The sequence below is a fragment of the Streptomyces sp. NPDC012835 genome, assembly GCF_042900885.1.
Lineage (GTDB): Bacteria > Actinomycetota > Actinomycetes > Streptomycetales > Streptomycetaceae > Streptomyces.
In genome coordinates this window covers 1,306,153-1,323,039 of sequence record NZ_JBIBBW010000002.1, presented here as the reverse complement: position 1 = coordinate 1,323,039, position 16,887 = coordinate 1,306,153, and the positions used below count along the sequence as shown (strand labels likewise).

The window sequence follows — 16,887 nt, the reverse complement described above, 5'->3', positions numbered from 1 at the left end:
GCCCGGTTACATTCCGAACCCGGAAGCTAAGCCTCACAGCGCCGATGGTACTGCAGGGGGGACCCTGTGGGAGAGTAGGACGCCGCCGAACAATCTTTCATGGACCCATGGTCCAGCGTTCACGCTGGACCATGGGTCTTTTTTGTTTTGTACCCCGTGTTTTGTACCCCCCTCTTTTGCTCGAAGCGCACCGGAAGCCCGACTGCGCGAGAATGACTGCGGTACCCGAAGACAGGAGCTCCACTCGATGTCCCCCAACTCCTCCGACGACCGTCCCGAGCGCGACCCGCGCCGCGGTGACAGCGGCGACCGGGGCGGCTTCCGCGGAGGCCGTGACGATCGCGATCGTGGACCGCGACGTGATGACAATCGCGGTGGCGGGTTCCGCGGTGGGCGCGACGACCGTCCCAGTGGTCCGCGTCGCGATGACCGGCGCGACGACCGGCCCTCCTCCGGTGGTGGCTTCCGTCGTGACGACCGCTCCGGCGGCGCCCCGCGTCGTGACGACCGTGGCGGCCGTCCGGTGGGCGGCGGCTCCGGCGGTGGTGGGTACGGGCGTCGTGATGACCGTCCCCACACCGGGGGACCGCGTCGTGATGACCGTTCCGGTAGTGGTGGTCCGCGTCGCGATGACCGCCGCGATGACCGGCCCTCGTCCGGTGGCGGTTTCCGTCGTGACGATCGTCCTACCGGTGGTGGCTTCCGGCGCGACGATCGCCGTGATGACCGTCCCAGCGGTCCGCGTCGCGATGATCGCCGTGACGACCGTCGTGATGAGCGTCCGTCGTTCCGTCGTGACGACCGTCCCAGTGGTCCGCGTCGCGATGACCGGCCCTCGTCCGGTGGTGGTTTCCGCCGTGATGACCGGCCCTCGTCCGGTGGCGGTTTCCGCCGTGACGACCGCTCCGGCGGCGCCCCCCGGCGCGACGACCGTGGTGGCCGACCCGTCGCCGGCGGTGGCCCGCGTCGTGATGATCGGCCCTCGTCCGGTGGTGGCTTCCGGCGCGATGACCGGCCCTCGTCCGGTGGTGGTTTCCGTCGCGATGATCGCCGTGACGACCGTCGCGATGAGCGTCCGTCGTTCCGTCGAGACGACCGTCCCAGCGGTCCGCGTCGCGATGACCGGCGCGACGATCGCCGTGATGACCGGCGGGACGACCGGCCCTCGTCCGGTGGTGGCTTCCGCCGTGACGACCGCTCCGGCGGCGCCCCCCGGCGCGACGACGACCGCAGAGGCGGACGTCCCAGCGGCGGTGGCGGTGGCGGTGGCGGTTACGGGCGCCGTGACGACCGAGGCGACCGAGGCGGGCGTCCCGGCGGTGGCGGCTACCGGGGCCGGGACGACAACAGGGGCGGCGGCTACGACCGCCGTGACGACCGGGACCGCGACCGCGACCGGGAGCCGATCAAGCGGCTGCCGATCCCCGAGGACGTCACCGGTGACGAGATCGACAAGAGCGTGCGCCAGGAGCTGATGAGCCTGCCGAAGACGCTTGCCGAGGACGTCGCCAAGAACCTCGTCATGGTCGCGAAGCTGATCGACGAGGAGCCGGAGCAGGCGTACGCGTACTCCCGTATCGCCCTGCGCCTCGCTTCCCGCGTCGCCGCCGTTCGCGAGGCGGCCGGCTTCGCCGCGTACGCCACCCAGAAGTACGCCGAGGCGCTGGCCGAGTTCCGGGCGGCGCGGCGGATGACCGGTGGGGTCGACCTGTGGCCCGTCATGGCGGACTGCGAGCGCGGCCTCGGCCGCCCGGAGCGTGCCATGGCGATGGCGGGCGAGCCCGAGGTGCAGAAGCTCGACAAGGCGGGACAGGTCGAGATGCGGCTCGTCGCGGCCGGTGCGCGCCGGGACATGGGGCAGATCGACGCGGCCATCGTCACGCTTCAGGGGCCCGAGCTGGCCTCGCACGCCGTACAGCCCTGGACCGCGCGGCTGCGCTACGCGTACGCCGACGCCCTGCTCTCGGCGGGCCGTGAGGACGAGGCGCGGGAGTGGTTCGGCAAGACGGTCGAGGCCGACAAGGACGGCGCGACCGACGCTTCCGACCGGCTCGCCGAGCTGGACGGGGTGGAGTTCGTCGACGCCATGGGCGATGACGAGCCCGAGGCCGAGACGGCGTCCGGAGCAGCGTCCGAAGCAGCGCCCGACGCGGCGTCCGAGGCGGCTTCCGGCGCCGAGTCTCCCGCCCGGGCCGACGGGCCGCCCCGGTCCGGGACGGCCGACGACAACGGCTGAACCGGCTGACTGATCCGAGCGGCACACAGGAGTGGGGCGGTATCCCGGACCGGGGTACCGCCCCACTCCCATGAGGTGGGCCGGCGCCGCTTCAGCCCCGCGCGAGGTCGCGCAGCACCAGTCCCGTCGCCGGCTTGGGCCCGAAGGACGTGGACTTGCGCGGCATGGTGACGCCCTGGCGGGCCAGGTCCCTTACGACGTCCTCGCGCACCGGATGCAGCAGGACCGCCGTACCGCCACGGCGTTCGGCCTGTGCGACGGCCGCCTCGGCGTCATGGATGTAGGCGATGTGCTCCGGGTCGTCCGGGATGCGCCAGAGATGGTCGAGGAGAGTGGAGTGCAGGACTGTCGCGTCCAGTTCACGCCAGGCCGCCGGCCGGTCGGCTCGTACCGTACGCGCCAGGAGGCCCTCGTCCGGGCGGTCGACCAGATGGAAGCGGCCGTCTCCGGCGAGCAGGAACGCGTTTCCGGTGGCCGCCGTCCGCTCCAGGGCCTCCAGCGCCCGGGGGAACGGTCCTTCGACCGTGCGGACCCGGAAGGGCGCCGGGGAACCCGGGGAGCCGTCGAGGGCCGCGAGCGCGCGGTCCACCGGCAACCGGTGCAGCAGCCGGTGGATGGCACGGACCTGGAGGGGGTAGCGGACCGTGTCGATCAGCAGGACCAGCCCGTAGTCCCAGGGGCCCGGTGTCCTGCCCGCAGCCCCGCCCCCGCCTCCCGGCGCGGCCGTGTGCTCGGCGCTCAGCCGCAGGTAGGTGGCCCAGCGGTGGTGTCCGTCGGCGATCAGAGCCTGGTGATGGGCCAGATCCCCGGAGATCTCCGCGAGTTCGGCGGGCTCGGTGACCGACCACAGCCGGTGGCTGAAACCGTCCTCCGTGGTGGTGGTGAGAAGCGGAGCGCGGCCCAGGGTGCGCTCGATGACGGCCGAGGTGCCGACCGGACCCGTGGTCCCTCCGGTGCCCGTGGCGCCGGTCCCGCCCGCCGCCCCCGGTCCGCCCGCTGCGCCCGGCGCGTGCCCGGCGGGTGCCGTGTCCGGCTCGCCCCGGTACGTCAGCAGCAGGGGCTCCAGATTCGCCGCCGTCGCGCGCATCAGGTCCGCGCGGTCCTCGACCACGTCCGGCATCACGTCCTCGTGCGGCAGCACGATGCCGTCCGCCGGCGGCGAGAGCGCGAGCGCCCCGATGACGCCCCGCTGCAACACCTCGCCCCTGCGCTGCTCGTACACGTACAGCGCGGGCTCGGGATCAGGCGCGAGGACGCCCTCCTCCTGCCACTGCCGCAGCGTCGCCGCCGCCCGGCGGTGCCGTTCCTCGGCGGTGGCGGCCTGCGGGAGGATCAGCCGGACGATGTTGTACGGGTCCGCCGACTCCAACTGGTGCAGCCCGTCGGGCCTGACCACCACGTCGTACGGCGGCGAGGTCACGGCCGACAGACTGCCGACCCGTTCGGGGACATAGCGGAGCCCACTGAACGGAATCAGCCGCAGCCCCTTGTCCACGGGACCTGTTGAGTTCATTTACGCATCGTATGTGCGCGGGGGGTGATGAGGGATGATCGGTGGGAGAAGTCCCCGGCGAGGCCCCAGCGAGGAGCGTAAAGACGGATGAGCCAGCAGAGCAGGACCAGGCCGAGCGGGAGCGCCACCGCGCTGAACGAGTCGTACGACACTGCCCTGCTCGATCTCGACGGGGTGGTCTACGCGGGCGGGGAGGCCATCGCGCACGCGGTCGACTCGCTCGTGACGGCCCGGGACGCGGGGATGCGTCTCGCGTACGTCACCAACAACGCCCTCCGCCCGCCGGAGGCCGTGGCGAGCCATCTGACGGAACTCGGTGTCCCGGCCGGCGCCGAGGACGTGATCACCTCAGCGCAGGCGGTGTCCCGGCTGATCGCCGAACGGTTCCCGGCCGGGGCCAAGGTGCTGGTCATCGGCGGGGAGGGGCTGCGGGTCGCCCTGCGCGAACGCGGCCTCGAACCGGTCGAGTCCGCCGACGACGACCCGGTCGCGGTGGTGCAGGGGTACGGCGGCCCCGATCTGCCGTGGCGGCGGTTCGCCGAGGCGTGCTACGCGGTCAACCGCGGGGTGCCGTGGTTCGCGTCCAACACCGACCTGACGATCCCGAGCCCGCGCGGGATCATGCCGGGCAACGGCGCGGCGGTCGAGGTCGTACGGATCGCGACGGGCGCCGAGCCGCAGGTGGCGGGCAAGCCGCTGCCCCCGATGCACCGGGAGACGATCCTGCGGACGGGCGCCAGGCGCGCACTCGTGGTCGGGGACCGGCTGGACACGGACATCGAGGGCGCGTTCAACGGCGGGGTCGACTCGCTGCTCGTACTGACCGGGGTGACGGACGGCGCGCTGCTGCTGGCCGCCGAACCCAAGTACCGGCCGACCTACGTCGACGCGGACCTGCGCGGACTGCTGACCGGGCAGCCGGATGTCGGCGCCGACGGGGACGGCGGGTTCGGCTGCGGCGGATGGACGGCCTCGGTCAGTGGCGACGCGCTGGTGCTCGACGGCGACGGCGACGCGCTGGACGGACTGCGCGCGCTGTGCGCGGCGGCCTGGACGGACGCGGGCGAGGGGTCCTGCACGCGTGCGACGGACAAGGCGCTGGCGAGGCTCGGCCTCTGAGCCGCGCGGGACGTGCCGGTACGCGGGGGAGGGCACCGGCACGTCCCACCCGGGCTCCGGCCCGGTCCTATGCCTCTTCCTCCGCGTCCGCCGCGCTCATCGGGGAGTCCTCGGAGGCGCCGCGCCGCCAGTAGCCGCTGAACTTCACCGCCCTGCGGTCGAATCCGCGCTCGCCGACGAGATGGCGGCGCAGGGCCCTGACCGTCGCCGCCTCTCCGGCCGTCCACGCGTACGGGGTGCCGGCCGGCAGTTCGGCGGCGCGGATCGCTTCGGTGGTGGTGGGCGAGGTGCCGTGCACGAGCCAGACGATCTCGGCGTCCGCCTTGGTGGGCAGGTCCTGCCGGTCCGCCGGGTCATGGACCTCGATCCAGACGCGGGTGGGCAGTCCCGGCGGCAGGCTTTCGAGGATGCCGGCGACGGCGGGCAGCGCCGACTCGTCGCCGGTCAGCAGCACCCAGTCCGTGCCCTCCGGCGGCCGGAAGTCGTAGCCGCCGTTCTCCTCCTGGACCGGGGCGAGCACGCTGATCCGGTCGCCGGGGCCCGCAGCCCGCGCCCAGCGGGTGGCAGGGCCGGAGGCGGTCCCGGCGTCGCCGTGGACGTCCGCGCCGGTGTCGTGGGCCGTGGCCCCGGCCGCGCCCGCGGGCGCCTCGTCGCCGTGCAGGGCGAAGTCGATGACCAGTTCACCGGCTTCGCCGCGCAGTTCACGCACCGTGTACGTGCGCATGACGCCGCGCACCGCCGGGTCCAGTTCGCGGTAGGCGTCGTACCAGTCGGCCCGCTCGGTGTCCGGCAGCACCGGCTCGCGCTGGCCGGGGTGCGGCAGGAACAGCTTCACGCGCTGGTCGCGGCCGGCCGAGGCCATCCGGGAGACCGACGCTCCGCCGAGGACGACACGGGCCACGGCCGGGGTGAGGCGTTCGGTGCGGAGCACTTCGACATCGAAGAACTGGAAAGGGGCATCGGTCATGAGGAGAGCCTTTCCGACTTGTCGATCGCGGCGACGGGCCGCTCCGGGCTGTTCACGCTGGTACTTCCCCCATCGAGAAGAGATGCGAGGGTAGGCTAACCTAACCTGGTGTTCCGTCGACAGACCACTCGAACAGCGCGACGACCGGGGCGCCGGCCGCCGCCGCCCGCTCCGACCGCTCGTCACCGAAGGCGCGGTGGCGGGCGGATGAGGGCCGTGAGTCCTGGCCGTGAGTCCTGAAGGCCATGCGTCATCCTGATCCGACGGCCGTGCCCGTACCGTGTGCGCGGTCCGGGCAGTACCCCGTACAGATGAACCCCGCGGACGACACCAGGAGTACGACCATGCAGCGCCTCACCGCGGAATCGGTGACCCTCGGCTACGACCAGAGGGTCATCGCCCGCGATCTCTCGGTGGAGATCCCCGACCACTCGTTCACCGTGATCGTCGGGCCGAACGCCTGCGGCAAGTCCACGCTGCTGCGCGCGCTCTCCCGGATGCTCAAGCCGTCCGATGGCCGGGTGCTGCTCGACGGAGGGGCCATTCACTCGATGCCCGCCAAGAAGGTCGCGCGGACCCTCGGCCTGCTGCCGCAGTCGTCCATCGCGCCCGACGGCATCACCGTCGCCGACCTGGTGGCGCGGGGCCGTTACCCGCATCAGGGCCTGCTGCGCCAGTGGTCGCCCGACGACGAGCGGATAGTCGAGGAGTCGATGGCGGCGACCGGCGTCGGGGAGCTGTCCGGTCGCCATGTCGACGAATTGTCCGGCGGGCAGCGTCAGCGCGTCTGGATCGCCATGGCCCTCGCGCAGCAGACTCCGCTGCTGCTGCTGGACGAGCCCACCACCTTCCTGGACATCCAGCACCAGATCGATGTGCTCGACCTCTGTGCCGAACTGCACGAGACGCAGGGCCGCACGCTCGTCGCCGTCCTGCACGACCTGAACCACGCGGCCCGGTACGCGACGCACCTCATCGCGATGCGCGACGGCCGGATCGTGGCCGAGGGCACGCCGGCCGAGGTGGTCACGGCGGAGCGGGTGGAGGAGGTGTTCGGGCTGCGCTGTCAGGTCATCGACGACCCGGAGACGGGTACGCCCCTGGTCGTACCGGCGTCCCGCAGGAACCGCCGCGAAGCGGCGGCCGGGGCGGAAGCCGGGACCGGCACCGGGACGGACGCGGACGCGGCTCCCGGTCGCGCCCCGCTCGACGCCGCCGTTCCCGACCGGGCCTGAGCCCTGCTCGGCACGACGGGGGTGAAGGGCCAGGGGCCGGCGAAAGGCCGGGGTTCGGGCGAAGACCCAAGGCCGGGGCGGAAGACCTAGAGCAGCGACCGCAGCCGGAGCAGATCGCGGAACCCGGCCTCCAGCCTCACCCGCCCGGAACCCCAGGCACGGGCGAAGTTCAGCTCGCCGTCAACCAGCGCCACCAGATCGTCGCCCGCCATCGCCAGCCGGATCTGCGCCTTTTGCGGCGGTGGTCCCGCCACGGTGTCGGCCACCTCGATCCGGCCGTCCGTCAGACGGCCGGTGAAGGTCACATCCAGGTCCGTGATGTGGCAGCTGAGCGAACGGTCGAACCCCGCCGCCTCGCGGACCTTCCCGTCCGCCCGCGCCAGATTGTCCGAGAGCGTGTCGAGTGCGTCGCGGCACTCCTCCTTCGTCACCATCGCGACCGACGTTACCGCAGGGCTTCGCGGTAGCGTTCCGGCATGAGTGACTCGATGCCGGGCCCGTCGGCGACCGAACCGGCTCCCGCGTACGAACCGGCCCCGCCCCGGCCCCTCGGCGTGGACCGCCCGGCGACCGGCCACCCCGAGGTGGACGAGCGGCTGGCCCGGCTGGCCGACGCCGACCACCTCCCCGCCGACGGTCACGCCGAGGTGTACGAGGATGTACACCGGGGGCTGCGCGACGCGCTGACCGCGCTCGACGCACGTCCGGCACCTCACCAGGGGCCCTAGGAACTGTCTTCGAAGTCCCGCCCGCCCCACGGACGGACGGCGCTACGTTTGAGGACAGGGCCCAGGACCAGCCGGCGCCCCGGTGATTTCCCGCGCACGACCACAGGAGCTGAACCGAACGTGGCTGGACTGGCACGCCGCCGACTCGATGCCGAGCTGGTACGCCGTAACCTCGCACGCTCGCGTGAGCACGCGAGCCAGCTGATCGCCGCGGGCCGGGTGACGGTCGGCGGCGCCACCGCGACCAAACCCGCCACCCAGGTGGAGACCAGTGCCGCTGTCGTCGTCAAGGCCGACGACAGCGACCCCGACTACGTCTCGCGCGGCGGACACAAACTCGCCGGGGCCCTCGCCGCCTTCATGCCCCGGGGGCTGGAGGTCCGCGGCCGGCGCGCGCTCGACGCCGGCGCCTCCACCGGCGGATTCACCGATGTGCTGCTTCGCGCGGGGGCCCGCCAGGTCGTCGCGGTGGACGTCGGATACGGGCAACTCGCCTGGTCCCTGCGGAGCGATGAACGCGTCACCGTCAAGGACCGTACGAACGTACGCGAGTTGACGCTGGAAGCGATCGAAGGGGAGCCCGTGGATCTTGTTGTGGGGGATCTGTCGTTCATTCCGCTGGGGGTGGTGATGCCCGCTCTGGTGCGCTGCGCCGCCCCCGACGCCGATCTGGTGCTGATGGTGAAGCCGCAGTTCGAGGTGGGCAAGGAGCGCCTCGGCAGCGGGGGCGTCGTACGCAGCCCCGAACTGCGGGCCGGAGCCGTACGTACCGTGGCGCGGCGGGCGAGCGAACTCGGGCTCGGCACACGGGGGGTCACCGCCAGCCCGCTGCCGGGGCCCTCCGGAAACGTCGAGTATTTTCTGTGGCTCCGCGCCGGAGCGCCCGACCTGGACCCGGCGGACGCCGACCGCGCAGTGGCGGAGGGACCCCGTTGACCACTCAGACCGACCGCACCGTGTTCCTGGTGGCCCACACCGGGAGGCCCGCGGCGATCCGCAGCGCCGAACTCGTCGTGGAGGGGCTGCTCCGCAACGGCCTCGGGGTGCGCGTACTCGCCATGGAGGCCGCCGATCTGCCGCTGCCGTCGTCCGTGGAGACGGTCCCCGAGGCGATTCCCGACGCGCTCGACGGCTGTGAGCTGCTGATCGTGCTCGGCGGCGACGGGACACTGCTGCGCGGCGCCGCCTTCGCCCGCGCCTCGGGCGTTCCGATGCTCGGGGTCAACCTGGGCAGGGTCGGCTTCCTCGCGGAGGCGGAACGGGACGATCTGGACAAGGTCGTCGATCGCGTCGTCACTCGTGCGTATGAGGTCGAGGAGCGGATGACCATCGATGTCGCCGTCCGCAGCAATGGCGATGTCGTCCACACCGACTGGGCGCTCAACGAGGCCGCCGTACAGAAGATCTCACCCGAGCGGATGCTCGAAGTCATCCTGGAGATCGACGGGCGGCCCGTCACCGGCTTCGGCTGCGACGGGATCGTCTGCGCCACCCCGACCGGTTCGACGGCGTACGCGTTCTCGGCCGGCGGCCCGGTCGTCTGGCCCGATGTCGAGGCGCTGCTGATGGTGCCGATCAGCGCGCACGCCCTGTTCGCGAAGCCGCTGGTGACCTCGCCCACCAACACGCTCGCGGTCGAGGTCCAGCCGGACTCACCGAACGGCGTCCTGTGGTGCGACGGGCGCAGGACCATCGAACTGCCGCCGGGCGCGCGGGTGGAGGTGCGGCGCGGCGCCACCCCTGTACGGCTGGCGCGGCTGCACCACGCGTCCTTCACCGACCGGCTGGTGGCGAAGTTCGCGCTTCCGGTCTCCGGCTGGCGCGGAGCGCCGCACTGACGGGTGGCGTGTCGGGGGACGCCGTACCGACGGGTGTTCGATTTCACGGGTGATGCGGGGGGTCGTTTCCGGGGGGATCGCGGGTGTATGTACCGCCCGGCGAGACCTCCTGACCCGGCCCGGTCGGAGGAACCGGGGGTGGGGTCCGTCGCACGGCGGCTCCGGGACCTCGTATGGTCATGACCGTGTTGGAGGAGATGCGGATACGGTCGCTCGGGGTCATCGACGACGCGGTCGTGGAGCTGTCACCCGGCTTCACGGCGGTGACGGGCGAGACCGGCGCGGGCAAGACCATGGTGGTGACCAGCCTCGGACTGCTGCTCGGCGGACGCGCCGATCCCGCGCTGGTGCGGGTCGGAGCGAAGTCGGCGGTGGTGGAGGGGCGCGTCACCATGGCCGCCGACGCGCCGGCGGCCCGGCGTGCCGAGGAGGCCGGGGCGGAGCTGGACGACGGGGCGCTGCTCATCAGCAGGACCGTCTCCGCCGAGGGGCGCTCGCGCGCGCACCTCGGCGGACGCGCGGTGCCCATGGGGGTGCTGGCCGAGCTGGCGGACGACCTGGTCGCCGTGCACGGCCAGACCGACCAGCAGGGCCTGCTGCGGCCCGCGCGCCAGCGCAAGGCCCTCGACAGATACGCGGGCGACGCCGTCGCCGTACCCCTCACGGCGTACGCGGCGGCCTACCGGCGGCTGCGGGCCGTCGTCACCGAACTGGACACCCTGACCACCCGGGCCCGTGAGCGCGCCCAGGAGGCCGACCTGCTGCGCTTCGGGCTGAACGAGATCGCGGCCGTCGAGCCGGTGGCGGGCGAGGACACCGAACTCGCGGCGGAGGCGGAACGCCTCGGCCACGCGGAGGCACTCGCCTCGGCCGCCGCGCTCGCGCACGCCGCGCTCGCGGGCAACCCCGAGGACCCCGAGGCCGTGGACGCGACCACCCTCGTCGGCGGCGCGGGCCGCTCGCTGGAGGCCGTACGCTCCCACGACCCGGCGCTCGCCGGGCTCGCCGACCGGATGGGGGAGATCGCCATCCTGCTGGCGGACGTGGCGGGCGAACTCGCCGGGTACGCGGACGATCTGGACGCCGATCCGCTGCGGCTCGCCGCCGTGGAGGAGCGCAGGGCCGCGCTGACCACGCTCACCCGCAAGTACGGCGAGGACATCGCCGCCGTCCTGGCCTGGGGCGAGGAGAGCAGCGCCCGGCTGACGGAGTTGGAGGGCGACGACGACCGGATCGGCGAGCTGACGGCCGAACACGAGCGGCTGCGCGCCGAACTCTCCGTTCTCGCCCGGGAGCTGACCGACGCCCGCACCGAGGCGGCGGCACGCTTCGCCCAGGACGTCACGGCCGAGCTGGCGTCGCTGGCGATGCCGCACGCGCGGGTCTCGTTCGACATCCGGCAGACCGAGGCGGCGGACGAACGGGCCGGTGTCGAGGTCGGCGGGCGCTGCGTGACGTACGGGCCGCACGGCGTCGACGAGGTGGAGCTGCTCCTCACCCCGCACCCCGGCGCGCAGCCCCGGCCGATCGCCAAGGGCGCGTCCGGCGGTGAGCTGTCCCGGGTGATGCTCGCCGTGGAAGTGGTCTTCGCGGGCGCCGATCCGGTGCCGACCTATCTCTTCGACGAGGTGGACGCGGGGGTCGGAGGCAAGGCGGCGGTCGAGGTCGGCCGCAGGCTCGCCAAGCTCGCCCGGTCCGCGCAGGTCGTGGTGGTGACGCACCTTCCGCAGGTCGCGGCGTTCGCCGACCGCCAGCTGCTGGTCGAGAAGACGGTGGACGGATCGGTGACCCGGTCCGGGGTGACCGTCCTGGAGGGCGAGGACCGGGTACGGGAGCTGTCGCGGATGCTGGCGGGTCAGGAGGACTCGGAGACGGCGAGGGCACACGCGGAGGAACTGCTCGCCACGGCACGGCTGGACGCGTAGAGCCGGGGCCCGGGCAGGGGCGGGCCCGTGCCGGGTCGCGAAGGGCCGGGCGGAGCACCGGGAAACGGCTCGGGACGCGGCCGGGACGTGATGGCCATTCACCTACTGGGAGTCGCCGTCGGGACGGCGTACGGTGTCAGGGTCGGCCGTTCGGCAATCGGGCCGGCGACCCCGTTCCTTCACCCGTGTGAGTGACACCGGGGGCAGGGGCGGGACGACGGACACAGGAACGTCGTCTCCTTGGTGCCTGAACGTGCCGACGGGCTGGCATCCTTGACGGGTACCCCTGCCCTCCCTCACCCCGGACCCCGACGCGCGGTCCCGGGGCCGGGACCGACATCCGACCGGGAGCCTTGACCACGTGACACCACTGCGTACGGTCCAGGTGCTGGGCGGGGGCAGCGCGGGAAGCAGCGCGCACGTCCGATCGCTGGCGGCGGGACTGGTCGCCCGGGGCGTGCGCGTCACCGTGTGCGCCCCCGCCGAACTCGACCGCCTCCACGACTACGGCGACGCGGGGGCGCACCACGTCCCCGTACCCCGGCGCTCCGACCCGGCCGCCCTCGCTGCGCTGCGCGCCGCGTGCGCCGGCGCCGACGTGGTGCACGCGCACGGGCTGCACGCCGCCGTACGCACCGCGCTCGCGCTCGGCGGGCTGCGGATTCCGCTGGTCGTCACCTGGCACACCCGCGCGCACACCGAGGGCGCGCGCGGCCGGCTGCTGCGGCTGGCGGAGCGGCGCGCCGTCCGGGCGGCGGCGGTCGTCCTGGGCGTCTCCTCCGAGCTGGTCGACCGGGCCCGCAGCCGGGGCGCGCGCGACGCCCGGCTCGCACCGGTCGCGCTGCCCGCGCCGCTCCCGGCGTCCGACGCGGCCGACGGCCCGGACGCCTCCGACAACAAGGCGCGCGCCGAACTCGGCGCGGTCGAGAGGCCGTTGCTCATGGCCGTCGGAAGCCTCGTGCCCGGCCAGGGGTACGACACCCTGCTGGACGCCGCCGCCGTCTGGCGCCGCCTCGACCCGATGCCGCTGCTCACCATCGCCGGTGAGGGCCGGGAGCGCGCCCGGCTTCAGCGCCGTATCGAGGCCGAGGAACTGCCCGTCCAGCTCCTCGGCCGCCGCGACGACCTCCCCGCGCTACTCGCCGCCGCCGACATCGCCGTGCTGGCGGGCCGCTGGGAGGCCCGCTCCGTCCTCGCCCAGGAGGCGCTGCGGCTGGGTGTGCCGCTCGTCGCCACTGCGGTCGGCGCCGTTCCCGAACTGGTCGGCGGCGCGGCCGAACTCGTACCGTACGGCGACGTGGCCGCGCTCTCCGACGCGGTGATCCGCCTGCTCGCCGACCCCGAGCGCCGCCGCGCCCTCGCCGCGGCGGGCCGTGCCCAGGCGTCGACCTGGCCGACGGAGGACCAGACCATCGCGCAGATCCTCAGCGTCTACGACGAGCTGTGCCAGACGCGCCGGCCGCGCTGAGGACGCGCGGCGGCGCCGGACCGCGGGCGGGCCGCCCGTCGGATCAGGACGTGTGGCGGCGCGCCCGCAGCGCCAGGCTCAGGGCCAGCACCGTCTGGGGATCGGCCAGGTCCGTACCGAGCAGCTCGGAGATGCGGGCCAGCCGGTTGTAGAGGGTCTGGCGGTTCAGATGGAGTTCGCGCGCGGTCTCCGCCTTGCGGCCCGCGCGGGCGAGGAACGTCTCCAGGGTGGGCAGCAGCGCGGGCCGCTGATCACGGTCGTGTGCGAGCAGGGGCCCGATCGCGCGGTCCACGAAGGCCGCCAGGTCCTGGTGGTCGCGCAGCCGCCACAGCAGCAGATCGATGTCCAGACGCCGCGCGTCGTACCAGGGGCGGTCGGACAGGCCCCGGGCGGCGGTCGCGGTCTCGGCGGCGTGGCGCAGGGCCGCGCTCGCGGCCGTCCAGCCGCCCGCGACCCCGACGACGACCACCGGGGACCGGCCACCGGGGCGCTCCAGGCCCGCGCGCGCCGCCCCCGCGCGCAGCGCGGTCGCGACGCGGCCGGCGACCGCCGCGCGTTCCGACTCGGAGCGCAGCCCCAGCAGCAGCGGAACGCGGCCCTCCAAGGGGCGTACGCCGAGCAGCACCGGCACCCCCGTCGAGGACAGCTCCTCCAGCACCGCGCGGGCCAGCAGCGCCCAGTCGCCCGAGGGCAGCGGTTCCGGGGCCAGCCCCATCACCACGGGCAGCAGGGGCCCCGCACCGGGGGTGAAACCGAGGACCTTGGCCTGGGCCGGGGCGTCCTCGGCGCGGATACGGCCCTCGGCGAGATCGGTCAGGAAATCACCCCGGCCGCGCGCGGCCAGCTCCTCGTCCTGGCGCGCCTGCATCAGCACGACGGCCAGCAGCCCCGCCGCGCGCTCCGCCGCCAGCCGGTGCACCGGCAGCGGCGCGACCGGTACGGCGGGCAGCACCAGCCTGGCCCGTACCGATCCCGCGCCGTGGCCGCCGCCCGCCACATCCACCAGCACCGTGCCCGTGGGCGGCCCGGCCTCCCGGGCCGCGCGGCTGCCGCGCAGCCCCGCCCAGACCTGCAAAGGACCGGCGGCCGCCTCGCCCGCGCCCGGGGCAGCCGCGTACAGCAGCCGGCCCTCCGCCGTCTCCAGGAAGACCGGGTTGCCCGCGAAGTCGGCCAGGATCCGCAGCACCCGCTCCACCCCGCCGCCGTTCAGCAGGGCCTCCGTGCACCGCCGGTGGACGTCCTCGGCGCGGCGCACCAGCGCGTAGTGGCCGTTGACGATCTCCGTGTGGATCTCCTCGGTGACCGCGACGAACGGCACCTCGCGGTGCAGCTGCACCAGCGGCAGCCCGGCCGCCCGCGCCGTCTCCACGATCGCCGGGGGCAGCCGCTCGAAGCGCGGCCCCAGCTCCACCACCAGCGCCACGATGCCGCGCGCCGCCAGCCCCCGGACGAAGGCGCGCTGCTCGGCGGGGCGGGTGCCGAGCCCGAGCCCGGTCGTCAGCAGCAGCTCGCCGCCCTTGAGGAGGGACGCGATGTTCGGTGCCTCGCCCGCGTGCACCCAGCGCACCGTACGGTCCAGCAGGTCCGCGCCGGCGACGACCTCCGGCAGCCCGCCGCGGAGTCCGGGCAGCTCAAGTGCCCGCCGCACGGTGATTCCGCCCTGAGTGCCCATGAGGCCGGAGGCTACTGGAAACGCGGCAGGGGCCCGGACCGCCGGGTGTGCGCCACCCTGTGGTCCGAGCCCCTGCCGAAGGCTCCGCTCAGCCTCCGTACGCTCCCGACGCCGTCAGCCGCAGCGCCGTGTCGATCAGCGGCACATGGCTGAACGCCTGCGGGAAGTTGCCCACCTGCCGCTGGAGCTTGGAGTCCCACTCCTCGGCCAGCAGACCCAGGTCGTTGCGGAGCGACAGCAGCTTCTCGAAGAGCTTGCGCGCCTCGTCCACCCGTCCGATCATCGCCAGGTCGTCCGCCAGCCAGAACGAGCAGGCCAGGAAGGCGCCCTCGTCACCGGCGAGCCCGTCGACCCCCGCGTCGTCGCCCGACGTCGGGTAGCGCAGCACGAACCCGTCCTCGGTGGACAGCTCGCGCTGGATCGCCTCGATGGTGCCGATGACCCGCTTGTCGTCCGGCGGCAGGAAGCCCATCTGCGGAATGAGCAGCAGCGACGCGTCCAGCTCCTTGGAGCCGTACGACTGCGTGAAGGTGTTCCGCTCCTTGTCGTACCCCTTCTCGCAGACATCGTGGTGGATGTCGTCGCGCAGCTCGCGCCAGCGCTCCAGCGGGCCGTCCGCGTCCCCGGACTCGATCAGCTTGATCGTGCGGTCGACCGCGACCCACGCCATCACCTTGGAGTGCACGAAGTGCCTGCGCGGCCCGCGCACCTCCCAGATGCCCTCGTCGGGCTGGTCCCAGTGCTTCTCCAGGTACTGGATCAGCTTGAGCTGGAGCACCGACGCGTAGTCGTTGCGGGCCAGCCCGGTCATGTGCGCCAGGTGCAGCGCCTCGGTCACCTCGCCGTAGACATCCAGCTGGAGCTGGTGCGCCGCGCCGTTGCCGACCCGGACCGGGCCGGAGTTCTCGTACCCCGGCAGCCAGTCCAGCTCGGCCTCGCCCAGCTCACGCTCACCGGCGATCCCGTACATGATCTGCAGGTTCTCCGGGTCGCCCGCGACCGAGCGCAGCAGCCACTCGCGCCAGGCGCGGGCCTCCTCGCGGTAGCCGGTGCGCAGCAGCGACGACAGCGTGATCGCGGCGTCGCGCAGCCAGGTGTAGCGGTAGTCCCAGTTCCGGCTGCCGCCGATCTCCTCGGGCAGCGAGGTCGTCGGCGCCGCGACGATCCCGCCCGTCGGCGCGTACGTCAGCGCCTTGAGCGTGATCAGCGAACGGACGACGGCCTCCCGGTAGGGGCCGTGGTACGTGCAGTGCTCGATCCACTCGCGCCAGAAGTCGGAAGTCGCCTCCAGCGATCCCTCGGGATCGGGCAGCGCCGGCGGCCTGCGGTGCGAGGGCTGCCAGCTGATGGTGAAGGCGACCCGGTCGCCCGGCGCGACGGTGAAGTCGGAGTACGTCGTGAGGTCCTCACCGTGCGTCTCCGCGTCGGTGTCCAGCCAGACCGAGTCGGGGCCTGCCACGGCGACCGTGCGGTTGTCCACCTTGTGGACCCACGGCACGACCCGGCCGTAGCTGAAGCGCATCCGCAGCGCGGACCGCATCGGCACCCGGCCGCTGATGCCCTCCACGATCCGGATCACCTGGGGCGCTCCGTCACGCGGCGGCATGAAATCGGTCACTCTCACCGTGCCACGCGGTGTGTCCCACTCCGATTCAAGGATGAGGGAATCGCCCCGGTAGCGGCGCCGAGTGGCGCGCGGGGCCTCGGAGCCCGCGGGATGCGCGGGCCCCAGTCGCCAGAAGCCGTGCTCCTCTGTTCCGAGCAGAGCCGCGAACACGGCGTGCGAGTCGAAGCGGGGGAGACACAGCCAGTCGACTGTGCCGTCCCGGCAGACCAGGGCAGCGGTCTGCATGTCTCCGATGAGTGCGTAATCCTCGATGCGCCCGGCCACGTGCATCTCCAGTCGAACGGCCATGTCCGCCCCGTGGGGCGCGTACTTCGGTCAAGGGTCGTTGACGAGCTGGGTTTCCGGGAAATCGGGCGGGGGTGGTGCCGTTTGCCGGCCGGACTCGGCAGCGAATGTTTGAGCAGGATACGACGCGTGCGGGGCTTCCGCGTCACGCTCTCGGCAACATCCATCCGCCGAACGAGTGGGGGGCCTTGGTGGCGGGGCGGAAAAACGTGACTCCGGGGGAAAGCGGTTGCGGAAGACAGGACCGGAACGACCCTCTCCTCGTCGCTGATAC

At 73.4% G+C, this 16,887-nt stretch carries 14 protein-coding genes, 1 rRNA gene and 1 pseudogene; 10 read left to right on the top strand and 6 right to left on the bottom strand.

All coding sequences use genetic code 11. The features are described from left to right. The 3 genes and pseudogenes from rrf to ACFY6S_RS13330 form a co-directional block, all read left to right on the top strand. A 5S ribosomal RNA gene (rrf, locus tag ACFY6S_RS13340) occupies positions 1 to 91 on the top strand; the annotation flags it as partial. A 495-nt stretch (positions 92 to 586) separates the two neighbouring features. Next, positions 587 to 1,309: pseudogene (locus tag ACFY6S_RS13335) on the top strand (hypothetical protein); the annotation flags it as partial. A gap of 165 nt (positions 1,310 to 1,474) precedes the next feature. Then, the gene (locus ACFY6S_RS13330; RefSeq protein WP_388826859.1) at positions 1,475 to 2,236 is read left to right on the top strand and encodes a hypothetical protein; all 762 of its coding nucleotides are present in this window, start codon (positions 1,475 to 1,477) and stop codon (positions 2,234 to 2,236) included. A gap of 91 nt (positions 2,237 to 2,327) precedes the next feature. Here the strand turns inward: ACFY6S_RS13330 and ACFY6S_RS13325 are convergent, their stop codons facing one another. Further along, the gene (locus tag ACFY6S_RS13325; protein WP_388826787.1) at positions 2,328 to 3,749 is read right to left on the bottom strand and encodes a DUF1015 family protein; all 1,422 of its coding nucleotides are present in this window, start codon (positions 3,747 to 3,749) and stop codon (positions 2,328 to 2,330) included. Between the two features lie 87 nt (positions 3,750 to 3,836). Between ACFY6S_RS13325 and ACFY6S_RS13320 the strand changes: the two genes are divergently transcribed. After that, positions 3,837 to 4,868, top strand: coding sequence for an HAD-IIA family hydrolase (locus ACFY6S_RS13320; protein ID WP_388826784.1), 1,032 nt, complete (start codon positions 3,837 to 3,839; stop codon positions 4,866 to 4,868). Between the two features lie 67 nt (positions 4,869 to 4,935). Here ACFY6S_RS13320 and ACFY6S_RS13315 read toward each other — a convergent pair whose 3' ends face one another. After that, positions 4,936 to 5,835 (bottom strand): siderophore-interacting protein, encoded by a 900-nt coding sequence (locus ACFY6S_RS13315; protein ID WP_388826781.1) that lies wholly within the window; start codon positions 5,833 to 5,835, stop codon positions 4,936 to 4,938. 100 nt (positions 5,836 to 5,935) lie between these two features. Then, complete coding sequence (locus tag ACFY6S_RS13310) at positions 5,936 to 6,082, bottom strand: hypothetical protein (RefSeq protein WP_388826778.1); 147 nt, start codon at positions 6,080 to 6,082, stop codon at positions 5,936 to 5,938. A 97-nt stretch (positions 6,083 to 6,179) separates the two neighbouring features. Between ACFY6S_RS13310 and ACFY6S_RS13305 the strand changes: the two genes are divergently transcribed. After that, positions 6,180 to 7,070 carry an ABC transporter ATP-binding protein gene (locus tag ACFY6S_RS13305; RefSeq protein WP_388826775.1) on the top strand — a complete coding sequence of 297 codons (891 nt, stop codon included), beginning with the start codon at positions 6,180 to 6,182 and terminating at the stop codon, positions 7,068 to 7,070. Positions 7,071 to 7,156: 86 nt separating this feature from the next. On the opposite strand, the gene ACFY6S_RS13300 is transcribed toward ACFY6S_RS13305, so the two are convergent. Beyond that, the gene (locus ACFY6S_RS13300) at positions 7,157 to 7,504 is read right to left on the bottom strand and encodes an SCP2 sterol-binding domain-containing protein (protein WP_388826772.1); all 348 of its coding nucleotides are present in this window, start codon (positions 7,502 to 7,504) and stop codon (positions 7,157 to 7,159) included. A gap of 42 nt (positions 7,505 to 7,546) precedes the next feature. Between ACFY6S_RS13300 and ACFY6S_RS13295 the strand changes: the two genes are divergently transcribed. From ACFY6S_RS13295 to ACFY6S_RS13275, 5 genes are all read left to right on the top strand, one after another. Further along, complete coding sequence (locus ACFY6S_RS13295; RefSeq protein WP_388826769.1) at positions 7,547 to 7,798, top strand: hypothetical protein; 252 nt, start codon at positions 7,547 to 7,549, stop codon at positions 7,796 to 7,798. Between the two features lie 120 nt (positions 7,799 to 7,918). Beyond that, positions 7,919 to 8,734: a TlyA family RNA methyltransferase gene (locus ACFY6S_RS13290; RefSeq protein WP_388826766.1), complete on the top strand. Its 816-nt coding sequence runs from the start codon at positions 7,919 to 7,921 to the stop codon at positions 8,732 to 8,734. After that, the gene (locus ACFY6S_RS13285; protein ID WP_388826762.1) at positions 8,731 to 9,636 is read left to right on the top strand and encodes an NAD kinase; all 906 of its coding nucleotides are present in this window, start codon (positions 8,731 to 8,733) and stop codon (positions 9,634 to 9,636) included. Before ACFY6S_RS13290 ends, ACFY6S_RS13285 begins: the two co-directional genes overlap by 4 nt. A 179-nt stretch (positions 9,637 to 9,815) precedes the next feature. Beyond that, entirely contained in the window at positions 9,816 to 11,561 is a 1,746-nt protein-coding gene (gene recN, locus ACFY6S_RS13280) for a DNA repair protein RecN (protein WP_388826759.1), read from the top strand. A gap of 361 nt (positions 11,562 to 11,922) precedes the next feature. Next, positions 11,923 to 13,029 (top strand): glycosyltransferase family 4 protein, encoded by a 1,107-nt coding sequence (locus ACFY6S_RS13275; protein ID WP_388826756.1) that lies wholly within the window; start codon positions 11,923 to 11,925, stop codon positions 13,027 to 13,029. A 43-nt stretch (positions 13,030 to 13,072) separates the two neighbouring features. Here the strand turns inward: ACFY6S_RS13275 and ACFY6S_RS13270 are convergent, their stop codons facing one another. Both ACFY6S_RS13270 and ACFY6S_RS13265 read right to left on the bottom strand, forming a co-directional pair. Next, entirely contained in the window at positions 13,073 to 14,701 is a 1,629-nt protein-coding gene (locus tag ACFY6S_RS13270) for a PucR family transcriptional regulator (protein ID WP_388826753.1), read from the bottom strand. Between the two features lie 88 nt (positions 14,702 to 14,789). Then, positions 14,790 to 16,616: a glycoside hydrolase family 15 protein gene (locus ACFY6S_RS13265; protein WP_388826750.1), complete on the bottom strand. Its 1,827-nt coding sequence runs from the start codon at positions 16,614 to 16,616 to the stop codon at positions 14,790 to 14,792. Positions 16,617 to 16,887 lie beyond the last annotated feature (271 nt).

Coding starts and splice junctions, on each gene's coding strand:
- ACFY6S_RS13325 (WP_388826787.1), bottom strand. CDS start 3,749: ATGAACTCAACAGGTCCCGTGGACAAGGGGCTGCGGCTGATTCCGTTC.
- ACFY6S_RS13315 (WP_388826781.1), bottom strand. CDS start 5,835: ATGACCGATGCCCCTTTCCAGTTCTTCGATGTCGAAGTGCTCCGCACC.
- recN (WP_388826759.1), top strand. CDS start 9,816: ATGACCGTGTTGGAGGAGATGCGGATACGGTCGCTCGGGGTCATCGAC.
- ACFY6S_RS13265 (WP_388826750.1), bottom strand. CDS start 16,616: ATGGCCGTTCGACTGGAGATGCACGTGGCCGGGCGCATCGAGGATTAC.
- ACFY6S_RS13305 (WP_388826775.1), top strand. CDS start 6,180: ATGCAGCGCCTCACCGCGGAATCGGTGACCCTCGGCTACGACCAGAGG.
- ACFY6S_RS13300 (WP_388826772.1), bottom strand. CDS start 7,504: ATGGTGACGAAGGAGGAGTGCCGCGACGCACTCGACACGCTCTCGGAC.
- ACFY6S_RS13295 (WP_388826769.1), top strand. CDS start 7,547: ATGAGTGACTCGATGCCGGGCCCGTCGGCGACCGAACCGGCTCCCGCG.
- ACFY6S_RS13330 (WP_388826859.1), top strand. CDS start 1,475: ATGAGCCTGCCGAAGACGCTTGCCGAGGACGTCGCCAAGAACCTCGTC.
- ACFY6S_RS13310 (WP_388826778.1), bottom strand. CDS start 6,082: ATGGCCTTCAGGACTCACGGCCAGGACTCACGGCCCTCATCCGCCCGC.
- ACFY6S_RS13320 (WP_388826784.1), top strand. CDS start 3,837: ATGAGCCAGCAGAGCAGGACCAGGCCGAGCGGGAGCGCCACCGCGCTG.
- ACFY6S_RS13270 (WP_388826753.1), bottom strand. CDS start 14,701: ATGGGCACTCAGGGCGGAATCACCGTGCGGCGGGCACTTGAGCTGCCC.